Below are 24652 nucleotides of genomic sequence, written 5' to 3' on the forward strand. Positions count from 1 at the left end.
GCTACCTTTGCTCAAGATCGAATGGCCCAAAACTGCATTTCAAGCCCAGGAAATTCTCCTGCCACATGCAGCGCAAAACCCGCCGAATTAGTAAGGTGTAGCCACTGTTCACTATTCTTCTCAAGCTCAAAATAGGTGAAACCTGCATGGAAGGGCAGTTGCCGCGGCGCAACCGGCAATGGACGTAGGCCTATACCCGGTAGCTGAAAATTCACCAGTTCGCGAATTTTTTCTACAGAACCCAGCTTGACTTGAGGAGGGAAACTGCTGCGAATGGCTTCACTTGGCATTTGAGCATTTACCGCCAGAACAAAAGAAGCCGAGCGCAGCAACTCCGGGTCTGGAAGCACCGCTACGCGGATGCCATATTGACGTTCCTCCAGTGCAATCTGTACTGCTCTGGCGTCAATTACTGCCGATAAGGAGTGGCGTAAATCCTGGATGAGCGGTGAGAATGATTCGGCCAAACCATCATGCCGATAGACTGAATATCGCGTAGAACGCTTTTCCGCTTGCACAAAGGTTGCCAGTTCTCCCGCTAATGTAGCCAGCTCCCGGTATAAGAGTTCCGGATGGAGGCCCGTCATACCGGACAAGTGACGAACCAGGGGCTCGCTGCGATTGAGCGCTTGCAGCAACAGAAAATCAGTAATTTCTACTACGTCGTTACTGCCAGGCTGCGAGAGGCGCGCCGCCAAAGCCGCTGCACGCTGGTTGAGCAAACCGAGTAGCTCATCCATGAAGCTCCCCAGCACGGGCGCGACACGGACTTCGAGGCACGGGGGGCAAAAGTGCGGATCAAGTAGCACACTTTGGTCGGCACGGCGCTCGATGATTCGGGCCACCCCCAACGTTGTATGCGCGTCTGCCACAGTGTTTTCGAAAGCCAGCTTCAAGCGTAACTTGCCAACATGCATCAATGCGCTGTTGTCCAGACCGTTGCTGTCCCATGCCTCGTATTCGGCAGGACGATAACGAGCGAAGTTTTCCTGGCCATTACGATCATCGACTTCCGATACGCCAGGCCTGCGGGTTGGCAGCGCTAAAACCACGGTCAGGTCCCGGGCATCCGGCGGAATCTCCAGCGGCAGTGGCGCATTGTCTTCAAAAGGCATACCAACAGGTGTTCCATCTCGCATTACCGCGCTGTAAGAACGCAGCGACAACTTACCAAGGGCTAAAAGTTCTTGATCGATTTCCAACCGGGAGAAACCCCAAAAGTAGGGCCGCAAGCCGCTGACGCGGGCCTCCAGTTGCGCTTGCAGGAAACGGTCGTGTTGCTGTAAATGTTGAGGCTGCAGCAACATGCCTTCTGACCATATAACTTTACTGTTCCAAGACATAAACTCTTACTCGCTAACGAAATAGTGGGGTAATTAACTTCAGCGCTCATGATGGAGGCGTATAACCTTTGCTTTACTGGCAACCGTAAAACTCTCCACGAGTAGTCGTTGCACGTGCTCCTCCATATTATGGCTGTTGTAATGCGCGACCAGTTGATCCCACATTCGGGCCTTGCGCCTTATAGGTATCAATTTGTCCAGTACTCCGGGATCACCTACATACTTATCAACTCCTGCAGGGTCCAAGCGCTGTACCACCGTCCTCAGCGCAGTACGCATACCAATGATCGCCCCCTGCTCATGTCTTTTGAGCTCATCGAAAGCTTCACTGTAGGCAGCTAAAGTAGAGAGTTCCGTGCTGTCACAACCTTTTAGCATTTGGCCCAAAGCACAGTCGAGGTCGGCAACGCATTTCAACGGGTTAACAGAGTCTTCTAAAACCCCAATGTCGTGCGGTAGAGTCCTCAACAACTCCATCACCCCCGCAGTGGCTTCACGCAGTGTCTCGCCGACCAGAAACGCCAGTTCGACTGGGGGGTGGCGCGTATGAAGATCCGGTAACCCGAGTCCATCGAGCAACGCTTTAAAGACGGCGCTGTCATTTTCCTTCGCTGACGCAGATCCAATTGTCGGCATGTCTCGCTTTTCAGTAGGTAACTCTTTCAGCACATCAGTCAGCAGATCGTAATCGTCAGGTATGATCTTCGCTCCTGCCGCAATGGCCGCTTCACCAAACTGTAGTGTCGGTAATGTGTGAGCTGGATCTGCTGGAAAAAAATCACCACTTCTTGTACCCCGGATAGCGGTTACCAGTTCCTCGTTTAACGCTATATCGAGGATAGGCGAAGACAGTTCCAGTAAATCGCTGAAGAGGTTTAGGCCCAGCGGCCCAGCCTGCCATGCGTCACTCGCGTGCAATGGCCTATCATCCAGAATTCGGGAACACGCCAAAGCGTCGGGCAATCCATTGCCCAAGTCCGATGGCACATTCAGAGGGCCCTCCAGAGGCGAACTGGATGCCATGAATTTTAACGATTGCTGTGCCGTAAGCGGCATTACCGGTGCCTCATCCAGTAACTGTGGTCCATTACCCTCTTGCACGGCAGTCTGCGGCTCAACGATAACCTCTATCCGATAATCTCCGACAATCAAATAGTCTCCATCCTGCAACAGTGTCTCGCTGCCACTCTCCACCAACCTGGTGTTGATTGCGCTGGGATTGATTCCGGTCTGGATCAAGTAGTATTGATCAGCCCGACTAACAATCCGGGCCTGGACAAGCGCAACGTAATGGCTTGGATCGTCAAGCATCAGGTCGCTGTTCGAAGAGCGCCCCAAAGTTCCTCCGTTTACCGCAAACACGGCAGAAACTTCAGTCTGAGCCGGCTGGCTGCAGAAATGAGTCACGCGTAATCTCAAAGGCATTTTTGGCTCCTGTCCAGAAAATGAAATTCGCCCGAAGTCAGGAGATACTTACGACTTTGACTTGCCATCGTCGGCCTCCTTTGGTGTAAGCGGCACTCCAGCCGGACCAGTATTGGCAGCCAACGCCATGGCGTTGGCCGCAGCTGATGCCTGGGGCAAAGGGAGGGGAATTGCGGAGGCTACGATCGCCGGGCCGATCGTCATGAAAGCAGCACCAGCCTTCAACGTGATGCTGGCGCCTGCTTCGATGACAACGTTCATCCCTGCCTTGATATGCACATCAAGATCAGCAACCACACCAAACTTCATCCCGCTATCGAAAACCATGTTGCGACCTGACGAAATCGATAAGCCGCCATCGACCTTTTCGTAATGATCTCCGCCGACGCTAGAATGCCGATCACCGCCAACCTGCTCACGCAGAGTACCCACTACCTTGGAATGACGGTCCCGACCAACCCAATCCAATGAATCTTGCTTAATGCGCTGATCAAGGTTCTTTTCTGCATGAAGGAACACCTGTTCAGCTCCCTGCTTGTCATCAAACCGCAGTTCGTTAGAGCCCCCTCCGGGCGCTGTCGACTGACTCTTCATTGTTGAACGCAGAGCGTGTTCAGGAAGCGTATAGGGCGGCATGCATTCAGCGTTGTAAACGCTACCTGTGACCAGTGGCTGATCAGGATCTCCCTCGAGAAAACTGACGACCACCTCTTGACCGATACGCGGCAGGAATAAAGTGCCCCAGCGCTTACCCGCCCAAATTTGCGCAACCCTCACCCAACAGGAACTGGTTTCGTTCCCTTGGCCTTCGCGATCCCAATGAAATTGCACCTTGATACGACCATACTGGTCGGTCCAGACTTCCTCCCCCTCTTTGCCCACCACTATGGCCGTCTGTGGCCCAGTGATCAGAGGCTTACGGGTGACAAGCGCCGGCCGGAACTCCTGCTGACTGGGCATAGCGATGAACTCGCTGGTAAAGACCGGCGTCGGTTCTCTTACAGGAGTTGGTTCGTAGGCATCGGAAGACAACACGTAAGTCGCTTTAACCATCAGCATTTGAATGTTTTGATCGCTGCGCGGGTGGCTAGTCAGGGTGAACAGCACCCCAGGAAACAGCCCTCGCGCCCGGGTTGCGCCCTGTACGAGACGATAACCGCCATGCAAGGCTTCTAAACGCAACCGGGCATAGGCCTCGCCATCCCTGCGCTCCTTGTACTTTCCTGGGTATTCATAATGCTCATAGCTCGATTGCCCATAGCCACGCGAAAGAACCGATTTAGCCAACAAGTTGGCAGACGGCTTTTCAAAATCAAAATCTTGTAATACAAAAGCACCCGACTGGACCTCGCCGCCCATTTGCCAATCGTAAATTACTTCACTGTCGGGTGAGGCATTTTCTGCGGCAGGCATATAGTCTATTTCTGCATACCCTGATGCGGGTGCGTGGGCACTGTATGAGTCAGCCAATACTAAGGTGTGCTGGTTCAGTGAACTCTTGATGTAATAATAAATGCCCTCCTGCTCCAACAGCCGACTGACGAAATTGAAATCACTCTCTCGATACTGCACGCAATAGTTAAGCGGGGAATAAGTCCCACTCAAACTGGAAACATCAACATCGGCGATCGAGTACTTTGCAAAGACTGATTTGAGAATCTCAGGAACGCTCTGATTTTGAAAAATTCGGCAGTTCGAGTTCAGGGTCAAAAACCAAAGCCACGGTCTAAGTGTCGCTTTATAAGTAGCATAACGTCCGCTGCGACCGGTCACGACAAAGCGCGTAACAAGCCCACTGAAGTATCGCTGCCCCCCGCGCCGCAAATTGACTGTGACTGTCATATGCGTTGCCAACAGCGCGTCGATATTTAAGTCAACCCGCTCGCTGTAGAGTTCCAGATTGTATTCGCTCAGCGAAGACAGACCTTCGGTGGCTTGCATGCCTCGAAATAACAACACGTCGCGTGCCAGCGTGCTGGTAACAGATATTTCACGATTGACCTGAGAGGTTGCCATGACTAAATCAGCCTTGTACTGATAGCTAGATTACAAAGAGCAATAGCGCCCACTGCAACAAGGGAGTGCTTATACCTTGGCCCACTTAAGCGGGCCTGACCGCGACCTGTCTTTACGCAGTGAACTCAACCCGACTTCAACGAATCGGCGACGGCATTAGTGAGAATGTTTTCGAAATTATTGGCCGCCACTATCTCGATGATTCGGCGCGCAATCACTGACGCATCCCCAGAATTCTTCTTTGCGATTTGTACCAGAGCCTTCGCAACCACTGCGCGATTGACACCTTTGGTGCCTTTGGCGAACTTGTATATCGCCTTCCCGCCTTTGTAAAAAGCATTGCCGGGCTGACCGACAATAGAGGCGTCAGCCAACCCTTTATTGCGCTTGAGCGATTGTTTACCGATGCAATAGTCCAGAGCCTCGGCGACGAGTTGGAGATCTGGAGACCCCTTACTGGAAAGATTACCCAACGACATTTGAATTTGCTTCAGTTGGGCAATCGCTTTCTGTCCATCGTAGGCGGCCAACCCCCCCTTAAGTGCGGTCGATACCATCCCCGCCGCACTACCAACAATCCCGCCAATGGGACCTGCGGCTTGTGAAAACGTTGCGGCACCGGACGCCGCACTCGCACACATTGTGATCGCAGTGTTAGCCGCCACGCGCCGTTCCACTCTACGGGTTATTGCGCCATTACTGTCCCGATCTACGACGAGCAAACCGCTAGTGCCACTCAGTCCGCCAACATTTGCCACCCAGCCCGCCTGCCCGAAGCCCCCCGACAACTGAGTTGCGATATCTGAATCTTCTGCCATGTTGTGTACTCTCGTTTTTCAACAAAAAAGTTCGATCTCCCGCTGCCGCGAAACAACGTCGGTCTCAATCGAATGCGTAAGTAAAGTCACAGCCTTGCACACTGACGTTCACCCGTTGAACCGGCTCCTCTTGGAGCATTCTGGTCAGGATTTCGGTACTGATTACAGGCAGTAGTGAGTTGGTCAGAATGGCGTCGATCATGCGACCTCCGCTTTCCAACTCAGTGCATCGACTGGCAATCAGGTTCAACACATCATCGCTGTAGGAAAATGGAATTTTGTGGGTTTCAAAAATGCGAACCGCTATACGTGCCAATTGCAGGCGGATAATTTCTCGTAACATAGCGTCGCTTAGCGGGTAATACGGAATCACTACCAAACGTCCCAACAACGCTGGTGAAAAGACCTCCAGAAGTGGCACGCGCAATGCTTTGGCGATGCTCCCGGGTTCGGGAGCAACCGCCGAGTCGCTGCATAAACTACCAATCAAGTCTGTACCAACGTTGGTTGTCAGCAAGATCAAGGTGTTTTTGAAGTCAATAATCCGACCTTCAGCATCTTCCATCCAGCCCTTGTCGAACACTTGAAAAAACAGTTCATGAACATCGGGGTGAGCTTTCTCGACTTCGTCTAGGAGTACGACACTGTAAGGTTTTCGTCTTACGGCTTCGGTCAGCACGCCACCTTCGCCATAACCGATGTAACCGGGCGGGGCTCCTTTTAATGCCGAAACCGTGTGCGCTTCCTGATACTCGCTCATATTGATAGTGATAATGTTTTGCTCACCGCCATATAACGACTCGGCCAGCGCCAATGCGGTCTCTGTCTTGCCTACACCTGAAGTACCGGCAAGCAGGAAGACCCCAACCGGTTTTCCGGGATCGTCCAAACCTGCGCGTGAAGTCTGGACGCGCTTGGTAATCATCTCGAGAGCATGACGTTGACCAATGATTCGCTGTGAGAGCCTGTCAACCAGGTTTAGCACGTTGTCGATTTCATTTTTTACCATCCGCCCGACCGGAATCCCGGTCCAATCCTGCACCACCGACGCTACGGCTTGCTCATCAACACTTACCAGTACCAATGGTTTTTCACCTTGATAGGCCTCAAGCTCTGCCTGCAGATCACACAACTGAACAAGCCACGTTTCACGAGCAGCGGCCAGGGCAAGGTTGCCTTCGGCACCCTTGCTTCCATGCAACTTGCTGCGCAACTCCAGAATTTTCGCGACCAAGTCTTGCTCGAATGACCAGCGCGCTTCAAGCCCCTCCAGCCGAGAGAGTTCGCTCCCCATCTGATCATGGACATGAACTAATCGTGCCTGTGTATCGATCCCTAAGTCGCTTTCCCGAGCGAGGATGGCTAGTTCGGTTTCCAATGACTCAATGCGCCGCTGACTGTCATCAACTTCGGCAGGGGTTGCGTGCAAGCTCACAGCAACTCGGGCACATGCGGTATCAATCAGACTGATCGCCTTATCGGGTAATTGGCGCGCCGGGATGTAGCGGCTCGATAACCTAACTGCTGCCTCAAGGGCCGAATCAAGGATCTGCACGTTGTGATGTTGCTCCATCGAGGCAGCTAAACCACGCATCATCAGCAGTGCACGATTCTCATCAGGCTCGTCAACCTGCACGGTCTGGAATCGCCGGGACAATGCAGGATCCTTTTCAATATGTTTTTTATATTCGGCAAACGTAGTCGCCCCCAGGGTACGTAAACTACCGCGAGCCAGGGCCGGTTTAAGCAGATTGGCCGCATCGCCGGTACCGGCAGGGCCACCGGCGCCGACCAAGGTATGGGTTTCGTCAATGAACAGCACCACTGGATTGACACTTGCCTGCACCTCATCAATAACAGATCGCAAACGCTGTTCGAACTCCCCTTTCATGCTGGCGCCGGCCTGAAGCAAGCCAACATCAAGCGCCAGCAATTGCACGTCCCTCAGCCTTGGCGGAACATCGCCCCGAGCAATACGCTGCGCAAGGCCTTCAGCGACCGAGGTCTTTCCAACGCCAGCTTCACCAACAAGGATTGGATTGTTTTGACGACGACGCATGAGGATATCGATAACTTGACGGATCTCATCGTCGCGTCCAATGATCGGATCCATTGCTCCGAGGCGAGCCTGCTCGGTCAGGTCAACGGTGAACCGTGTCAAAGACTCCTGTCGACCCATTGCAGTCGGTGCTACCGCGTTTGCCTCTTCACAAACCCCATAGTTTGCGCAGCAGACCTCAAAACCATCTTGGGCTTGCATGCCTGCTTCGGATGAGTTTTTGAGCAACTCGGTAAACTTCGACCCCAGGTGCTCCAAACTGATTTTTGCGAATTCCTTGGACACATTAAGGAGAGCGTTCCGCAACCCTGATGTTTTCAGCAAGCCCACTATCAAATGGCCAGAGCGAACCTGGGACTCACCGAACATCAATGTGGCATAGACCCAGGCCCGCTCGACGGTTTCTTCAACTTGCGAAGACAGGTCAGTGACGGAAGTAGAGCCACGTGGCAGGCGGTCCAACGCCGCCGTCAGATCGCGTGCGAGGATGGCAGGATCAAGTTCGTACTGTCCGACAATGCACTGCAGATCGGAATCAGCCAACTGTAGAATTTGGTGCAACCAGTGCACCAACTCAACATAAGGATTGCCACGCATTTTGCAAAACAAGGTACTGCTTTCAATGCTTTGGTAGCACAAGCCATTAAGTTTTCCGAATAAGGCAACGCGACTGATCTCAGGCATGAGCTGACTCTTCAACTGAAGTAAATTCCGGGAGCGAAGTGCTGTACGGTTTGATAACCAGCTGGGCATCATCTTGAGCAGGTGTATGGCTACATAGCCAACTGCTCCAGCCCAATCGTGCAGTCCCTCCGAGCTGTAATGTGGGTACCTGGGATTTTTGGACGATCAGGTTGACATCCCAATCCAGTGCAAGTCCCGAGTACTGGAACACCCATGCACGCAATCGCTTCATGCTCTCGCCGTTGGGGACAAGACGATAGAGTTGCTCGGCGTCCACCGGCCCCATCACAATTCGAAATTTATGCTGGGCGTTCCAGATTTGCTTGCCAAGGACCGTGGTCATCCCCAATACCAGAGCATTTGAGCCACTATGCAAACGCGACAGGCTATCTGCCGGTAATTTCATCCAGTGACCGACAAACTCCTGCACACGTACCGGCGTCTTGAAAAAATCGCCCAACGTCGCAGCCAGTCCATCGGCATTACGACACTGCCTTGCAAGATGCCCGGCATTTCGCAACTTCGCATAATCGGGTATCGCGTCGCGCTCACGTAACGAGGGCATGCCGATACCAATCAGCGATCCCACGTAATTGGAGAAACGATCATCCAACGGACGGTCCAGACTCACGGTCGGCTGCGTAGTGGCCCACGCCCGGTAAAACAGACTGATCATCCGGTGGTGGAAGATGTCAAGGAATCTCGAGGGAGTAGGGTCATTCATGTGGTGCAGACGATCACGAATGTATTCCGTCAGATGTATAGGCAGTGGTCCGTTGGAGGCAGTCAAACCGAAGAAATTGACCAGCAGCCGCGGTGTTACTCCCTCGCTACGCCTGTGGACGCCAGCCAAAATGGAAGCCTCGAAAGCCAACGACAGGTTATGGCCGAACCTCACAGCTTCCTGTGCGGGGCGCAACGCCTGGCCTATGCGTGGTTGCGTGGGGTAGGCACATTCGATTTGCCTTAGCGCAGAGTAAAAGTCAAAGTCCTCTGGATGCTCTTCCAGACGAAGCAGCAGCTCTACAGGATCTCGCATCGCCCACCCCGTGCGGGCCACTGCATGATCGTGCCACGTGTAGTGCTTTTGATGACTGTCTCGGTAAACGAATTGAGTGAGACGTATTTGGCGAAAAACTGCTCAAGTATGGAGCCTAGGACAAAGACGCCACTTCCCTCGAAATGGCTCTCGTCAAAGGTAACGTGGATCTGCAATCCGCGCCCGTAAGTGATTGGCCCAGGCAGGGGTAAACGACGCACAATATTCGTGGCCACTACCGATCGCAGCCCGTCGATTTGCTTGTGAGCGACCAAATCTTCAGTAGCGCAATAAAGGCGCAATAGATCTCGTAAGGCAATAGCGCCCTGCTCTGCATCCTGGTCCAGCAACGAAAGATAGTTCAGCGACAAATGGCTGGCCAGGCGCCAAGCAGTCTGTCCCTCGGCGAAGGAAGGATTCGGTGGAGTGGGCCCCGCTACGCAGCGCACTGAGCGAACAGGGGCGCCAGACTCGACGGTGAAATCGGTCTTGCCACTGCCAACTGGCATACTCAGTACGAGATCGCGATTGGTACATAGGGCTTCGACGCCTAACTGCCTCAAACTACTACTAAATGGCGCTTCGTTGGCATCGACTAGCGAAAGAAATACCTCGCTGCCAACATAGCTCGAACGTGGCCCACGACGGCGCTGCTCCTCTGATAAGGACCGCGCGTCGCGACGCATCTGATAATAAGCAGCAGCTTCCTGTCCCGATTGCAAATCATTACAGGTGTAGAAAGGTTGGAACGGTTGTACGTCACCACCGCTGCTATATCCGGTTACGCTCTGGACCTGGTAAACCTCATAATCCATGGGCCGCGTGCGATCCGGCACAACATGATAGTCAGCCCGCTGATCGATTAGGTGGGTTCGATCGCAGCGCTTTGGGAACAAATTGATGGCCGGAGTGCAGTGCAAGGCAAAGTTGCTTGCACTCACCGTTTGCTCAAGCATCGGCTCGAATTTCTCGAACAGCACCACCACGTCGATTTCGGACCCGGAGCATTGCCGCATAGACGGCCCCAGATCTTTCACTTCAGCAAAGAGAAAGCGTTGCGGCAGCGCAAAATATTCCTGCAGTAAACGATACCCTTGAAATGAGCGGGTGCCGGACGGCAACAGCGCCTCTTCGTCGCTGCAACCCATTCCTCGAATCGCTGATTTCGGTAGAAATTCATGCCACGCACCAGAGTCCTGTGACGGCATGACCAAGACACCAGATACCTGACCCAACAACTGTTCAAGGATGCGAGCAGGCAATGATTCACCACCGCGCAAATGCAGACACAGTCTATCCAGAGCGAGGTCATTGCATAACAAGCCGGCCCCTACCCGTAGGCGCAGACGTAATGCGGCTTTGATATTCCCAATGCGGCTCAGATCAATTGCGCCTATTTGACCGGCGCAGGAGAAATAGCGTGCTTCAACGAGTTCAACGGGCCAAAGGGTCACATCATGAGCTGTGCGAAACTCGCAGCAAGTCTGGTCCTCTTTGCCCAACTGGCTGTGCAGGGACGTACCACGTGGCACTTTGAAACCTTGGGCCAGACGTGCTTCACTCAGATCTGGTTGAAGCTGAACCACAGCCATTGAAGGCATGGGGGCTAAATATTGTGGGTAAACCAACTCCAGCAAATGGTTGATGAATCTTGGAAATTCCGCGTCGATGTTCAGTTGCACACGAGCAGCCAAAAAACTGAAGCCTTCCAGTAACCGCTCCACGTATGGATCGGCACAAGCGTGAGATTCCAAACCGAGCCGTCCGGCAATCTTTGGAAAATCCTTGGCAAACTCCCCCCCCATCTCTCGCAAATGTTGAAGCTCGCGCTCGTAGTACCGCAAAAACTTAGGATTCATCGAACACTCCTTTCATCAACATCGAACAACTGAACATTGCCGCCTTCAAGGTCCAGTTCAGTTTTCAGATACAGGCGCTCAGGAAGACTCTGCCCCCATAGTTCACCTTGAATCTCGAAAACCAATTGGTTCGGATTGACCTCGGATTGTTTCAATGGAACAACACGAACGGTAGCGCGCAAAATACGTGGCTCGAAATCCCAAATAGCCTGACAGATGCGCCGGCCTAATTCGGCCTGATCCAATCCGGTTACAGTTCGCCCTACTAGATCAGGCAGTCCGAAATTCAAAACCGAGTGAGTCGCTTGCGGATAAGCCTCCATGGATTGCACGCTGCTCAGGCTGGTGCTGTTGAGCAGCCAGCCTACATCTCGTAACACAGCTTTGCGCAATCCTTGCTTGGACAAAACACGTTTATCCCGAGCCTCATGAGTTTGCTGCGTATCTTCATCGATTAATCTATCGAGCAAAGACGGCTGCAATCTTTCTATGTTGGTCAACTCAGCCATGGAACCCGCCTATAACGGATTTCGAAATGCCACAAGACCTACCAACCCGCGGGACGGTGCAGTATGGCCAGGAAGTGTTCAAGACGGCCTCCTAAACGAGCAGGTAACCCACACAGGCTTATCGCTGGGAAGGAGGCCCAGCGAGCAATGAAACAATCAGAGTTTTTTGTTACTCAGCAAATCCCACTTCTTCGCAGTACCTGTGGTGATCTTGTCGCCGCTAAAGGCATTGTATTGGTAGCTGATCTGGGTAAAGTTGATCGAGAGAGTTTCGTGTGGACGCTCACCTGCACTATTAGCGGTGTAGGAGGTGATAATCGCTCCTTCCAGCTCAATGGTCAGGAACACTTGCTGCGTTTTATCGGCGCCGCCGGTTTGAATGAAATGGATCTCGGCCTTACCCAAGCTTTTACCACAGATTGCTTCCATAAACAGGTCCGAGGATGCAATGTCGGTATCTTTGGTGAACGTAATCTCGGAGAAAGAGGGGTTAGTAGTGTCACGGTCAGCACCGCCATCGGCAACTGTAATTCCACGCCCTACGCCCATTTGAATTGAACTAATAGCAATCCAGCCAGTATGCTTATCGACCGTAGAAGTTCCTTTTATTTTGTTACCAAGATTAAGCAGGATCATGAAAATTTACCTATAAATTAAATTATTTTATCGCTTTTTCGAAAATTAAAAAAAGCATGTAAGCCTTGATTTAGTGCTGCCGTTACGACTTTGTCGATGGCAGTTTCGAAACCAGACGCAGAGACACAGTCAAACCTTCAAGTTGATAGTGAGGACGCAGGTAAAACTTGGCACCGTAGTAACCTGGATTGCCTTCTATTTCTTCGACCACAACTTCTGCCCCGGCCAATGGCTTGCGAGCCTTATCAGCTTCCGATGCGGTAGCGGGATTGTGCTCTACATAGCGACCGATCCAATTATTGAGCCAAGTCTCCATATCGGAACGCTCCTTAAATGAGCCAATCTTGTCCCGCACGATGCATTTGAGGTAATGCGCGAAACGACACGTCGCAAACAGGTAGGGCAGGCGTGCTGCCAAATTGGCGTTGGCTGTTGCGTCCGCATCGTCGTATTCCGCTGGTTTGTGCAAAGATTGAGCACCGATAAATGCAGCTAAATTGCTGTTTTTCTTGTGCACCAGTGGCATGAAACCGTTCTTCGCGAGCTCCGCCTCGCGCCGATCACTGATGGCGATCTCGGTCGGACAAGTCATGTCAATCCCGCCTTCATCGGTCGGAAAGGTGTGCACGGGGAGATTTTCGACTACACCACCCGACTCTATACCGCGAATCTGCGAACACCAGCCGTAGTTTTTGAAGGATCTATTGATATTCACGGCCATGGCATAGGCGGCGTTGGCCCAAGTGAAATCCTTGCTGCCACTGACGCCGGTTGCCTCTTCGAAATTGAAATCCTCGACTGGGTTCGTCTTTGCACCATAGGGCGCACGCGCCAGGAAACGCGGCATAGCCAAGCCTACGTAACGAGAATCCTCAGAAGCGCGAAAGGCCCTCCAAGCAGCGTGTTCAGGCGTTTGGAAAATCTTGGTCAAATCTCGAGGATTCGCCAGTTCTTGCCAGGTATCCATGAGCATCACCCCTGGGTCAGCGGCAGTTATCAATGGAGAGTGGGCGGCAGCACTGATTTGGGCCATTTGCGCCAGTAGCTCGACATCAGGTGCGCTATTATCAAAATAATAATCCGCTACAAAAGCACCATAAGGCTCACCGCCAAACTGGCCATACTCCTCTTCATACAATTTCTTGAATATCGGGCTTTGATCCCAAGCAACGCCTTTGAATTTACGCAGCGTCTTATGCACCTCGGACTTCGAGATATTCATCACCCGAATTTTCAGGGACTCATCAGTTTCAGTGTTGTTTACCAGATAATTTAAACCGCGCCAGGCGCTTTCAACATTTTGGAAATTTTCATGATGCAGGATATGGTTAATTTGTTCGGACAGCTTAAGATCGAGCTCTGCAATCAAGCCTTCTATGGTTGCCAAGACGTCACCGGACACTAGGTTTGTGCCTTGCAGCGCACGCTCGGCCAATGTCCGCACAGCGTCCTCAACAGCAGTCTTGGATTTTTCTGTCTTGGGCTTGAACTCTTTCTTCAGCAGGCTGGCAAAATCTCCAACCTCCAAGCTAACCACTTCTTCTGCTTGCTGTGTCAAGTCTGATTGAGCAGTGGACATAATGGTACCCTTCAGTTTAATAAGTCAATTACTCGCCAATTCCACGCCACGGTGGTAAGTCCTACTTTTGACTAGTCAGACTGATCATCGGCCTTAGGCATTGAACTCAACGCCTGCATCAATACTGGATCATGCAATAAATTCGCAATCAGCTCTTCCGCGCCGACTTTACCGTCCATATAAGTAAGCAGATTCGATAATTGATTACGTGCCACGAGCAGCTCATTGAGCAAAGGGACTTTACGCGCCACCGCACCCGGGGTGAAATCAGCCATGGACTCAAACGTGAGCTCGACAGGAAATTCACCCCCATTGGTCAGTGAATTCTCCACAGAAAAAGCAACGCGCGGCTTCATCGACTTTAAACATTCGTCGAAATTATCGACATCAATTTCCAAAAATTTGCGCTCAGCCACGGGCGGCAGTGGCTCTGCCGGTGTCCCTGAGAGATCAGAAAAAACCCCCATTACGAATGGTAATTGAACTGTTTTCTCAGCACCGTAAACTTCCACATCATATTCAATCTGTACACGAGGAGCACGGTTTCGAGCAATAAATTTTTGACTATTACCTGCCATAACTACCTACCTGCGGTATGAAGGTTAAATTTCAGACATGCAGTGAGCGACTGCTCCGCACACTTATTTGCGACCAATAAACAGCGTGTAACACTAAACGACCAATACATTCACTTTCATAACCAACGCACTTCGGCAAAGACAGCCGAAGCAGATAATCACGAACCAAGTATTCAGCTTTCGGAATTCGTCCCACTAATCAATTTTAACTGAGCGAGGCCATCAGACGCCAAATCCTGCACCAGCTCCATAAATTTCTTGTCAACCAGTTCGCGTGCACGCGCCAACAGTAAGGGAACAGGGCTTGAGGGCTCGTGAGTCATATAGTATGAACACAATCTATCCAACGTATTTTTAACGTCATCACGATTAGCAATGCCAAGCTGAAGAGGAGAGTACATACCTGCGCCGGCAGCCACTTGCATGACCTGACCCTCTCCGGGATTGACGACCAAGTGACGGCGCACACTCTCGGCAGCTCGATGCAAAAGTGTAGACAGCGGACTCAAGTCAATCGATCGAGCGACGCCCACTTTTTCCGTAAGCAACTGCTCGATTCGAATAGTGCACGCCAATGCGTTTGAAAGACACTTCTCGGTACCAATCAACTCACCCTGATCTGCCTCATTAAAAGCCGCTTCAATTATTGCCGACGTTGGCTTCTCTGGTCCGGAAACAGCTAGCATCTCTCCGCTGGCGATTTCAATGTCGCGAATGCTAAACTTACCTAGAGATCTCACACTTACCAATGGTGCATCCCGCAATTCGCGCAACATGCCAACTGGATCGCAGAGTGACAAGAGTATATTGATTCGCTGCAAGGGATCATTGTTATCATCTGGATCAAGCTGCGGGTGAACGTCCCGCCATTGCCTATCAAGCAAACCCTGGATCAGCTCCAGTCCATCAGCAATTCCGGCGAAACCGTATACATTCAATTGCGCACGAGTCAGGTGAACAGCTACGCGTAAGTCCCGGCTTTTTCCCATCAGCGAAAGTGACAATGACATAACCGACTGCCAGTTCGGCTCTACAGCTTGAGTCACGCTCGATCCGTATTCAACCTCTGGCCTGCCAAGAACTTCCTGCTCCAACTGCAGAAAATCTGCATCGTATTCAACGCTGACACCGCATGGCTGCGCGTCGCTAATAGCATCAGCTAACGCAGAAGATTTTTTTACAAAAGACATCTCCCCCCCCATGCACCATAGCGTTTTATCACACGCCGCATCCGGCTAACCTCCCCCCCCCAACTTTCAAGCAAATGAACGCTAAACGTTAAAACACACTTACTTCAAGCATCCATTGGCTCGCAGATATGTAAGAAACGAGACTAAGCAATCCCATCAGCAAAGGCTGTAAGGAACGCCCTAATGCATTGTAGGCAAAATCCTACACCCTACTTTTTAGCACTACGCCAAAGAAAGATCCGAAGCAGACGGCTTTTTAGTTGCCTGAGCATCGCGCCTTCAAAAAAAAGGTAACCGTTTGACATCAGGCAAATGTGATGAGTAATTACTATTTCCCTGGTGCCTCTAGCGCCTCGCAGCAGTGATTATCAATATCATAGAAGCGACCATCCTGCGCCGGAGAGCAAATGTTGACGCTACATCTACAGGTGAGACAGGCGAATAGCGTCACTGTCTGAGCGGTGCTTTTCATCAGGCCACCCGGATCGCACTTTGGGTTAAGCAAACTGGCGCTTGATCACCCCAGAGGGATGCATCAACCCTGATGCGAGACTGACCCTTTGCTTTTTTCGATCCTATGTATTACTTCGTAAAATACGCTGCGCTTGACCTATTTTTTTAGGGGCGTCGCCGATATGCGACCTGTCAGATGACTTCGCGTCCCGCATATCATTCGGGCTTCTCGAGATCGATATAGCAGACCTCAGCACAGACTATGATCTCGCCACCCATGGCACCTTGTCGACTCGGATTACCAGCGCGAATGACCATCATGCCGTGGAACAGCCCTGCCCCATCGTCGAGCCCCAAAGTACGCTTTGACATCGAAGTAGTAATGGCTCCCATTTTTAGCTTGATGCATTTCCGGGTTGCGCTTGCCATCCTTTCCCTGATCGATCCGAGCGCACGGATCAGCGCGGCATGGGCGATGGTGGCTTGTCATAAGCCGTAGTTGGCCAGATAGCTATTGATAAAGTGATCAAGCCGAGAACATCCCCTACGGTACCCGGCCTGCTATTAGACGCGCACAAAGATCCAGAACGATGATGCAATGCGACCGCTCTACGTCCAAATATAGACAATATCGCCGCACGAGATTTGACTGGAGCTGGCAGATTAGACCCATAGCTCAACGCATCTGGGATAGCGAGTTTTTTTAGGTCTATTGATCTTGGCCCGAACGTTGAAACACAAGGGCTAGATGAACATAAAAAAAAACCAGCTTTTTAAAGCTGGTTATCAAGGAGAGTAAAGGGGTGAGCAGCTCGTATTCTGCTCCAGAACAAAATAGATGAAAACCAAAGAACGCGACACTCCAGAAAACTAACAAATAATATCAACGCATACGTCTTGACTATGCCTGGGTCCAACGCTCACCTGTCGTGCCCAGAGCTCCAAAAAAAAATAAAAAAAGTTCGGCCTGCCGTGAGCACATGCTGCAGATCAGTTTTCAAGGCCAATGAAAACGCAAGTGAATTAGTAGCACAGCTCACTGAACCACCTAACCTTGCGTGCTTTAAATATAGATGAGATAGCCCCAGCACCAGATTTGATTGGAGTCAGATTAAACTCACGGCGCTGCCGTTCGAGGTATAGGATTTTGAGAACGTCTAATATTGATAAAAGCATTAATCGCCTGCGAGGACAGCAGACTTCAAAGAAAACCAGTTTTTTAAAGCTGGTATCAAGGAGAGTTCAGGGCGAGCAACTCTTATTTTGGCCCTTAACAGGCTAAATGAAAATGAAAGTACGCGACACCACAAAAAACTAACAAATAATATCCACAGGTCACATTGGCGGTACTCAGGCCCAACGCGCATCAGCGTCATGCCCCGAGTTCGTTATACGAAAAAGGCTTTGCCTGCTGCGATCCAAGTTGACGGCAGATGGGCACGTAAGGGGATTATCAGCGCGGTTCATTGAAGTAGCGAGGTTGAGGCGACCGGACTCCAAACATATCTCATTCCGGGTACTGCGCCGATGCCCCTACGCCTCATCGTTATGAGCAAAAAATATAATGTTGCAAAATTCGCAAATATTACGCCAAAATAATGGCGCCAAACCTTAATATCTCAACGAAAATCTATTAACCAACTGTTTTTAAAAGAATTTATGGGAAGATTAAAAAGATCTTATTGGTCCCTACATGATATTTGTCGACCTCGCACGCTCACATGCCTTCATAGCGCCACCTCCCGCACAACGATGATCGCACCCGGTGACTGCTTAGCAGGCATGGGAGCATCTGCAGCGCCTGTGGCACTGGACGATTCGTTCCCTCTCAGCAACCGCAACGGCCTGCATTACCCCGACCCCGGAGGTGAAAGCAGATCTTACTTCCGCCAACATTGTTGGATACCGCCAAAGGTGAATGATCGGTGCAGCCGATCATGATGGCAACATTCAGCCTGATGTCCCCACAGTAACTTTAGGCAGTTTTGGTCTCCCTTTTTTAGCCAGGATGTTCTATGAAAAATGCTCTACGGGCGCTCACGATTCTATCGCTACTCATAGTCCTCAGCGCCAGCTTATACGTGTACAGCAAGCAGCCGACCCGCGAGGGGACGGTGGGTCTAAGCCATCTGCAACGCTCGGTCGCAGTGAACTACGACGACCGTGGCGTGCCGCATATCAATGCCGAGAACGAGACCGACTTGTACCGCACCCTGGGCTACGTGCATGCTCAGGATCGGCTATTTCAGATGGAAATCATGCGGCGGCTGGCCCGTGGCGAGCTGGCCGAGGTGCTGGGCCCCAAGCTGCTCGATACCGATAAACTCTTCCGCAGCCTGCGCATTCGAGAACGTGCTTCTAGATACGTCGAGCAAATGGACCATAACTCTGCGTCCTGGAAGGCCATGGAAGCATATCTGGACGGAGTTAATCAATACCAGGACAGTCACGCCAAACCTATGGAGTTTGACGTACTGGGAATTCAAAAGCGTCCGTTTACTGCCGAAGACACTTTCAGCATTGCCGGCTACGTGGCCTACAGCTTTGCCATCGCCTTCCGTACCGAACCCTTGCTAACCTACGTTCGCGATGAACTCGGAAGCGAATACCTGAAGGTCTTCGATCTAGACTGGCAGCCAAAAGGTGCATTAAACCTGGCGGCCAGCGACTGGAAAGACCTCGGTGCCATCGCCCAATTGAGCGAACAAGCCATGGCCGGGAACGGCCTGCCCCAGTTTGAAGGCAGCAACGCTTGGGCCATCAGCGGCAATCGCACCAAGAGTGGAAAGCCGTTATTGGCGGGTGACCCACATATAAGCTTCTCGGTGCCATCAGTGTGGTACGAGGCGCAACTGACGGCGCCGGGATTCGAGCTTTATGGCTATCACAATGCGTTGGTGCCAGTGGCATTCTTGGGTCACAACAAAGATTTCGGCTGGAGCCTGACCATGTTCCAGAACGATGACCTTGATCTAATCGCCGAGAAGGTAAACCCGGACAACCCCAACCAAGTCTGGTATCACGACAAATGGGTAGATATGACCAGCAGCGAACAGCAGATCGCGGTCAAGGGTCAAGATCCGGTGGCACTGACCCTGCGCACATCGCCCCACGGCCCGATCATCAATGATGTGCTTGGGGAAAGCGCCGGTAAAACGCCGATTGCTATGTGGTGGGCGTTCCTGGATACCGAGAACCCGATCTTCGACGGCTTCTACCAGCTCAACCGCGCCGACACGTTGGACAAGGTGCGCGCGGCCGCGGCCAAAGTCCAGGCACCCGGCCTGAATATCGTTTGGGCCAATGCAAATGGCGATATTGGCTGGTGGGCCGCGGCACAATTGCCGGTCCGTCCAACAGGGGTCAACCCGAGCTTTATACTGGACGGCAGCACCGTTCAAGCGGATAAGCTTGGGTTCTACCCGTTCAGTACCAACCCCCAAGAGGAAAATCCGGCGCGCGGCTATGTGGTATCGGCCAACGCGCAGCCTGCGTCCCCTACAGGCATGCCGATCCCCGGTTATTACAACCTCGCCGACCGTGGCCAGCAGTTAAACGCGCAACTAAGCGACAACAGCGTGAGATGGGATTTGGAAAGCAGCAAGGCTTTGCAACTGGGCACCACCAACGCATACGGCCCAAGGCTACTAGCGCCGCTACTGCCAGTACTGCGTGAAGTGGTCAAGGATCCGGCGGAGCTGAGACTGGTCGAGCAACTGGCTACATGGAGAGGCGGTTACCCGGTGGATTCCACGAGTGCCACGCTGTTCAACCAGTTCCTGTTCAACCTCACCTATAACGTTTTCCACCCGAAACTGGGCGACGCAATGTTTGAGAGCCTACTAAACACCAAGGCGGTGGACGCCGCCTTACCGCGCCTGACCGCATCGCCAGATTCGCCCTGGTGGAACGGCCACCGCACCGAGACCGTCAAGGTCGCCTGGGACCACAGCCTGCTGCACCTCAAGGCAACCTTCGGCGATGACCCTTCGCAGTGGCAATGGGGTAAGGCCCACACCCTGACTCATGGCCATCCACTAGGCTCGCAGAAGCCCTTGGACAAGATCGTCAACGTCGGCCCATTTGCCGCTCCTGGCACTCATGAAGTGACCAACAACCTGTCGGCACAGATCGATTCTGCACCATGGCCGGTGACTTACGGCCCATCGACCCGGCGCCTGATCGACTTCGCCGACGCCGCTAAAGCGCTGACCATCAACCCGGTTGGGCAGAGTGGCGTACCGTTCGACAAGCACTACTCTGACCAAGCAGAGACGTACATTAAGGGAGGGTATGAAAAGGCATATCTCAATGAGGAGGATGTGATTTCAAATAGAAAAAGCACCCTCATTTTTTTGCCAGCCAATGCAGAGACACCCCAAAAATAAAACAATTATCACGGCTCACCGCCAAGGCCATCTGAGCTTATAGCGAAACAACGTTAAGCCCGCTTTCCGTATAGCGGGCTTTTTTATTTAGTGCCTGTATCGCTGACTACTCCTGCAACAGCTCTCCCCTTACAGGATGCGAAGATGCACATACTGAGACAAAGGGCCAGCAGCGTCATCGCTTATCATCAGTCGATTTTCAATCAGCCAAGAGGTCTGTAGTTTCTATGACACAATCTTGGCCCACCCAGAATTGCGTCGGGGATCGTGGCGAGTCTTTGTTCAAAACAGATGTGAAACGTATACCATTGATCGAAATCGAGTGTGATGACTGCCCAATTGGCATCAGGGTGGACTCCAGCTCTTTTCACCTGCGCACTGACGTATGGACTTAATAAACCGACGATGCTGTAGCTGGCAAAGTGGCTACTTGCGTCTTACCTGCTCGATGGAAGCGTTATCCTTTTGCGGCAGTTTCGCCATACGCCGTTAAGGGCGGGAAGGTGCCTCGGCGCGGCCCCCTCAATAGCGTCGGCATTACCTGCTATCAAGCCACTCACCAAAATATGCGTTGCTGTCGATATAACGCATGGCAGAGGCGACGTCTCTCCATCCGACATAATCCATCAATGCTTTGGTGCCCCACTCGTTTCGATTGGCCCATGTCGCAAAGCCACGACGCAATGAATGACCGCTGTAGCCTTCGCCATCCAGCCCGTTGCGGGCAAAAGCCAGACGCAACAACCGTGAGATGCTGTTGGGGTTTAGAGGCTTAACACCGAGGTGGCCCCAGCGGTCGATTGAGCGAAACAGCGGCCCTTGACTAAGGTCGCTCGCCTGCAGCCACTCCTCATAAGCCTTTACGGGGCACAATCGTTTCAGCGCAGGTACGGTGACCGTCCGACCTTTATGCTCTCGGTCAGTTTTGCTGCTGGCCACAAACAACTCCAGCCCTTCTTCGCTGCGTAGCTTTATGTGCTCAACGCGCAAGCTGCACAAGTCGTCGGCGCGAAAGGCTCGCCAGAAACCCAACAGAATGAGCGCCCGGTCGCGCAGCGCCCGCAACCGCTGGCAGTCGTTGCCCGAAGTAATTTGGGTCTGTAACCCCATGATGCACGCCTCGAGCGCCTGCAATTGCAGAGCCTCAGCCTGCTTCACCGGCCTTGGGTGTTCGGCCTGAATACCGCGCAGCACGTCACGCACCTTAGGTACTTTGGTCGGATCAATAAAACCATGACTCTTGTGCCATTGCGCTAACGCTGCCAGATGAGTGCGCAAAGTATTGCCGGAAAAACGCTCGGCATGGTCGGCGAGGTATCGCACCACGACCTCACTGGAAGCTGGCAGCAGTCCGCCCCAGCTGCCTTCAAAATGCTCAATTGCTTGCTGATACCTCCGCGCGGTGCTCTCGCGACGGGCGGCGCTAAGGTATCGGTCGACATTGGCTCTCATGCCACTGCACTCCTCGCGTACTGCGTTTGCAGTCAACATCTTGGAAAAAGCGCGTCACGTTCGAGAATTCAGCATTCTCAAACGTCAGTCCGTCGCCTGTCTTCAGGAACCAGAGGACAGAAGTACACCCGTACTTACATACTCCGTAACACGCTACGAAATCGTAGGAGACGTTCCATGGCACGGGGTGGCATCAACAAGGCGCTGGTCCAGAAGGCTCGCGACGCATTGCAAGCTCGTGGCATCCGCCCCAGCATCGACGCGGTGCGAATTGAACTGGGCAACACGGGCTCCAAAAGCACCATCCTGCGTTATCTGCAGGAGCTCAGTGCCGTGCAGGCACCTACCGCACCGGTTGCTCTGGAAGACGACCTGGTACGCCTGATCAGCAGTGTAGCCGAGCGGCTGCAGGAGGCAGCCCAACAAGCGGTCGCGGGCGATAAAACCCGGCTCGAGCAAGCCTGGCAACGGCATGCGCAGGCTCAGGCGCAACAACACGAACTGGTGGCGTCGTTAAAGGATCAGGTCCGGCGCCTGGACGCCCAGGTGGAAGAGCACCGCCAGCGCGAATCGACGGCGCAGAGCCATGCCCGCGACCTGCAGAGCCAGCTCGAGGCTCAGCAACGGCAATTGATGCATGTGCAACACACGCTAGGTGAGCGCGAAGCGCACCTCACAGCCTTGGGCGAACGTCACGATCACCTCAAGGCTTCGCGGGATCACTATCAGGAGCAACAACGGAATCAGCGCGAACAGGAACTGGCTCGACACGATCAGCAGGTCCAGCAGTTGGCCAAAGAACTTCGGACCCTGCAGGCAATCTTACTCGCCAAACAGGAAGAGCTAGCCACCCTCAATCGGGCCAACGAACGGCTGCTCACCGAGTCGCGTCTGGCAAGCCGACAGGCGCTTGCCGACTCCCGGGAGTACAGCCAGGCCCAAGCCGAGTGGGAACAACAGGTCCATCGTCACCAGCAAGCACAAGCTCAGTGGCAAACGGAGCAGGCAGAATTACGCGCACGTCTGCGCGCTGCTCTGCTCAAGCAGCGCAGCGATGCCCTGTACCGACGGCATGAGCAGCGACAGATTCTTCAACTGCAACGCCTGTTGGACACACCGACGCACCGCGTGTGAAACCCGTCCGTACGCCAGCACGGATAGAGGTCTGGCCACTGTGCTAGCCAGCACGGGATCGGTCCACTCGCACCGCGCTGGGCACTTCGAGCTGCGGGTCCAGCGCCTTTATCGCTCGCAGCAACTGGGGCGGGCAGCGTCGCGCGCCATGGTTCAGACTGCCCTGCAGTTTTTCGACAAAGACTTTCCCCCCAAGGTGGAGACACCAGAGCATCGCAATGTCCAGTCGCGAGGGGCGATCATCGGCGGGCAACCATCCCAACTCCTTCAGGTCGTCGCACCTTCCGTAACAATAGGCACACTGATAATCAAACGCGGCGGCGTCGACCGGCCAAAAGGGTCGCGACGGAGTGGGCTCCAGCCCTTTGGCATGTAGCCACTGATCGATGAGTACCCACAGGTCAGCAAAACAGCCATGGCACTCTGGCGAGAGCGACGCGAGCGTCAGGTAATCGTTAAAATGCTCCTGCAGCCACCGGCGCTGCGGCGTCCGGCGCGGGGCTTGGCAGCGTAGCAGGGCCAGTGGCATCGCCAGTGTGGCCCAGTCAGGCACACCCAGTGCCCAACTCATCCGCGCATTGACGCGACAGCGATAGGAACTCGGCGCCAGGGCACGGCAACTGGGGAGAAGATCCTGTAGAAAGGCCGCAGGGCTCTCTGCGTCCTCAGAGTCCCATGTCAGCAGTGTCCACAAGGGATTTTGAAGCACCTCATTGAGCTCCGGAAACGCTGCGAGCAGACGCTTCAGGCAATGGGTCTGCAACTGGCTTCCGTCATCCAGCAGGCGCAGCCATTTGGGATTGGCTCCGCCTCTACCAGCCATCCCTTGACTGCCCGGTGCGGCATGGAGAGACGGACGATCCAGATAATCGCACCATCGGGCAAATTCGTCCCGGTCACGGGCCCTCGATATCTGGTACAGCCGGGCGCCAAGGAACCGATTGCAGCAGCGCCGTATTGCAGTTCCGGAAAGTGTCGACACTTTGTCATCTCCTGCCCCCGTAGCCCCGGTACACAACTATAGAACGTTACGCAACAGACGCCAGCGCCTCTCACTCCCCCCTGCGTACTGGGCCAAGCTGCCACCCACTCGTGACGGTTAATGCGAAAACCCAGCTGCGGCAACCGTTTAATTTGTATGGACATAGAAAATGCCTATCGCAGATCCCGTGCCATTTTCCGTGGCCGTGACGCGTTAGAGCCGTTCGCCACGTAATGCGAAATCGGGACGAACGTAAGTCGTTGATCTGCCGACTCATAGCCAGTCGCTATCTCGAAAAACGAGACGTTTTCGTCAGCAGTATGACGGTATGTACGGGACTACAGTGAGTTGGCGATCCGGCGCTCTGCTCGGATCCACTTGGAGGACATGAACATGCATCGCCATCGATTGTACCTACGCAGTACCCCGTCCAAAGGGGGGCCTAAAATCCCGGATAGCACCTGGCATGGACAATTCGGATCCTCGTCCTGGCCCACTCGCTTCTCTC

16 protein-coding genes are annotated in these 24652 nt (G+C 53.1%); 2 read left to right on the forward strand and 14 right to left on the reverse strand.

Annotated elements, in window-relative coordinates; translation table 11 throughout:
• Positions 1–11 precede the first annotated feature (11 nt).
• The 12 genes from tssK to tssA all read right to left on the reverse strand — a co-directional run bounded on the left by tssK (position 12) and on the right by tssA (position 15735).
• On the reverse strand, positions 12–1343 hold the full coding sequence (tssK, locus tag AUC60_RS17965; RefSeq protein WP_087270459.1) for a type VI secretion system baseplate subunit TssK: 1332 nt from the start codon (positions 1341–1343) through the stop codon (positions 12–14).
• A 39-nt stretch (positions 1344–1382) separates the two neighbouring features.
• Entirely contained in the window at positions 1383–2768 is a 1386-nt protein-coding gene (gene tagH / locus AUC60_RS17970) for a type VI secretion system-associated FHA domain protein TagH (protein WP_087270462.1), read from the reverse strand.
• Positions 2769–2816: 48 nt separating this feature from the next.
• Entirely contained in the window at positions 2817–4784 is a 1968-nt protein-coding gene (locus tag AUC60_RS17975; protein WP_087270464.1) for a type VI secretion system Vgr family protein, read from the reverse strand.
• Positions 4785–4909: 125 nt separating this feature from the next.
• Positions 4910–5602: a hypothetical protein gene (locus AUC60_RS17980; protein WP_087270467.1), complete on the reverse strand. Its 693-nt coding sequence runs from the start codon at positions 5600–5602 to the stop codon at positions 4910–4912.
• A 64-nt stretch (positions 5603–5666) separates the two neighbouring features.
• Positions 5667–8345 carry a type VI secretion system ATPase TssH gene (gene tssH, locus AUC60_RS17985; RefSeq protein WP_087270470.1) on the reverse strand — a complete coding sequence of 893 codons (2679 nt, stop codon included), beginning with the start codon at positions 8343–8345 and terminating at the stop codon, positions 5667–5669.
• Positions 8338–9384: a type VI secretion system baseplate subunit TssG gene (gene tssG / locus AUC60_RS17990; RefSeq protein ID WP_087270473.1), complete on the reverse strand. Its 1047-nt coding sequence runs from the start codon at positions 9382–9384 to the stop codon at positions 8338–8340. Before tssG ends, tssH begins: the two co-directional genes overlap by 8 nt.
• Positions 9369–11243, reverse strand: coding sequence for a type VI secretion system baseplate subunit TssF (gene tssF, locus AUC60_RS17995; protein ID WP_087270476.1), 1875 nt, complete (start codon positions 11241–11243; stop codon positions 9369–9371). Before tssF ends, tssG begins: the two co-directional genes overlap by 16 nt.
• On the reverse strand, positions 11240–11752 hold the full coding sequence (tssE, locus tag AUC60_RS18000) for a type VI secretion system baseplate subunit TssE (protein WP_087270479.1): 513 nt from the start codon (positions 11750–11752) through the stop codon (positions 11240–11242). The genes tssF and tssE overlap by 4 nt, the downstream gene beginning before the upstream one ends.
• Positions 11753–11908: 156 nt before the next feature.
• A complete protein-coding gene (locus tag AUC60_RS18005) occupies positions 11909–12388 on the reverse strand; it encodes an Hcp family type VI secretion system effector (protein WP_087270482.1) in 480 nt (159 codons plus the stop codon).
• An 82-nt stretch (positions 12389–12470) separates the two neighbouring features.
• Positions 12471–13967 (reverse strand): type VI secretion system contractile sheath large subunit, encoded by a 1497-nt coding sequence (tssC, locus tag AUC60_RS18010; RefSeq protein WP_087270485.1) that lies wholly within the window; start codon positions 13965–13967, stop codon positions 12471–12473.
• A gap of 71 nt (positions 13968–14038) precedes the next feature.
• Positions 14039–14545, reverse strand: a complete 507-nt coding sequence (tssB, locus tag AUC60_RS18015) for a type VI secretion system contractile sheath small subunit (protein ID WP_087270487.1) — start codon at positions 14543–14545, stop codon at positions 14039–14041.
• A gap of 173 nt (positions 14546–14718) precedes the next feature.
• On the reverse strand, positions 14719–15735 hold the full coding sequence (tssA, locus tag AUC60_RS18020) for a type VI secretion system protein TssA (RefSeq protein WP_238599599.1): 1017 nt from the start codon (positions 15733–15735) through the stop codon (positions 14719–14721).
• 2468 nt (positions 15736–18203) lie between these two features.
• Here tssA and AUC60_RS18025 point away from each other — a divergent pair.
• Positions 18204–20576, forward strand: a complete 2373-nt coding sequence (locus tag AUC60_RS18025) for a penicillin acylase family protein (RefSeq protein ID WP_087270493.1) — start codon at positions 18204–18206, stop codon at positions 20574–20576.
• Between the two features lie 537 nt (positions 20577–21113).
• Here AUC60_RS18025 and AUC60_RS18030 read toward each other — a convergent pair.
• Complete coding sequence (locus tag AUC60_RS18030; RefSeq protein WP_158099134.1) at positions 21114–22028, reverse strand: site-specific integrase; 915 nt, start codon at positions 22026–22028, stop codon at positions 21114–21116.
• 177 nt (positions 22029–22205) lie between these two features.
• Here AUC60_RS18030 and AUC60_RS18035 point away from each other — a divergent pair, with 177 nt between their 5' ends.
• Entirely contained in the window at positions 22206–23162 is a 957-nt protein-coding gene (locus AUC60_RS18035; RefSeq protein ID WP_158099135.1) for a DNA-binding protein, read from the forward strand.
• A gap of 43 nt (positions 23163–23205) precedes the next feature.
• On the opposite strand, the gene AUC60_RS18040 is transcribed toward AUC60_RS18035, so the two are convergent.
• Positions 23206–23985 carry a hypothetical protein gene (locus tag AUC60_RS18040; RefSeq protein WP_087270498.1) on the reverse strand — a complete coding sequence of 260 codons (780 nt, stop codon included), beginning with the start codon at positions 23983–23985 and terminating at the stop codon, positions 23206–23208.
• Positions 23986–24652: the final 667 nt, after the last annotated feature.

Source organism: Pseudomonas caspiana, from assembly GCF_002158995.1.
Classification (GTDB): Bacteria; Pseudomonadota; Gammaproteobacteria; order Pseudomonadales; family Pseudomonadaceae; genus Aquipseudomonas; species Aquipseudomonas caspiana.

Bases quoted from the DNA above. Each gene is read 5' to 3' on its own strand.
- tssK (WP_087270459.1), bottom strand. From the start codon at position 1,343: ATGTCTTGGAACAGTAAAGTTATATGGTCAGAAGGCATGTTGCTGCAG.
- tagH (WP_087270462.1), bottom strand. From the start codon at position 2,768: ATGCCTTTGAGATTACGCGTGACTCATTTCTGCAGCCAGCCGGCTCAG.
- AUC60_RS17975 (WP_087270464.1), bottom strand. From the start codon at position 4,784: ATGGCAACCTCTCAGGTCAATCGTGAAATATCTGTTACCAGCACGCTG.
- AUC60_RS17980 (WP_087270467.1), bottom strand. From the start codon at position 5,602: ATGGCAGAAGATTCAGATATCGCAACTCAGTTGTCGGGGGGCTTCGGG.
- tssH (WP_087270470.1), bottom strand. From the start codon at position 8,345: ATGCCTGAGATCAGTCGCGTTGCCTTATTCGGAAAACTTAATGGCTTG.
- tssG (WP_087270473.1), bottom strand. From the start codon at position 9,384: ATGCGAGATCCTGTAGAGCTGCTGCTTCGTCTGGAAGAGCATCCAGAG.
- tssF (WP_087270476.1), bottom strand. From the start codon at position 11,243: ATGAATCCTAAGTTTTTGCGGTACTACGAGCGCGAGCTTCAACATTTG.
- tssE (WP_087270479.1), bottom strand. From the start codon at position 11,752: ATGGCTGAGTTGACCAACATAGAAAGATTGCAGCCGTCTTTGCTCGAT.
- AUC60_RS18005 (WP_087270482.1), bottom strand. From the start codon at position 12,388: ATGATCCTGCTTAATCTTGGTAACAAAATAAAAGGAACTTCTACGGTC.
- tssC (WP_087270485.1), bottom strand. From the start codon at position 13,967: ATGTCCACTGCTCAATCAGACTTGACACAGCAAGCAGAAGAAGTGGTT.
- tssB (WP_087270487.1), bottom strand. From the start codon at position 14,545: ATGGCAGGTAATAGTCAAAAATTTATTGCTCGAAACCGTGCTCCTCGT.
- tssA (WP_238599599.1), bottom strand. From the start codon at position 15,735: ATGTCTTTTGTAAAAAAATCTTCTGCGTTAGCTGATGCTATTAGCGAC.
- AUC60_RS18025 (WP_087270493.1), top strand. From the start codon at position 18,204: ATGAAAAATGCTCTACGGGCGCTCACGATTCTATCGCTACTCATAGTC.
- AUC60_RS18030 (WP_158099134.1), bottom strand. From the start codon at position 22,028: ATGAGAGCCAATGTCGACCGATACCTTAGCGCCGCCCGTCGCGAGAGC.
- AUC60_RS18035 (WP_158099135.1), top strand. From the start codon at position 22,206: ATGGCACGGGGTGGCATCAACAAGGCGCTGGTCCAGAAGGCTCGCGAC.
- AUC60_RS18040 (WP_087270498.1), bottom strand. From the start codon at position 23,985: ATGGCTGGTAGAGGCGGAGCCAATCCCAAATGGCTGCGCCTGCTGGAT.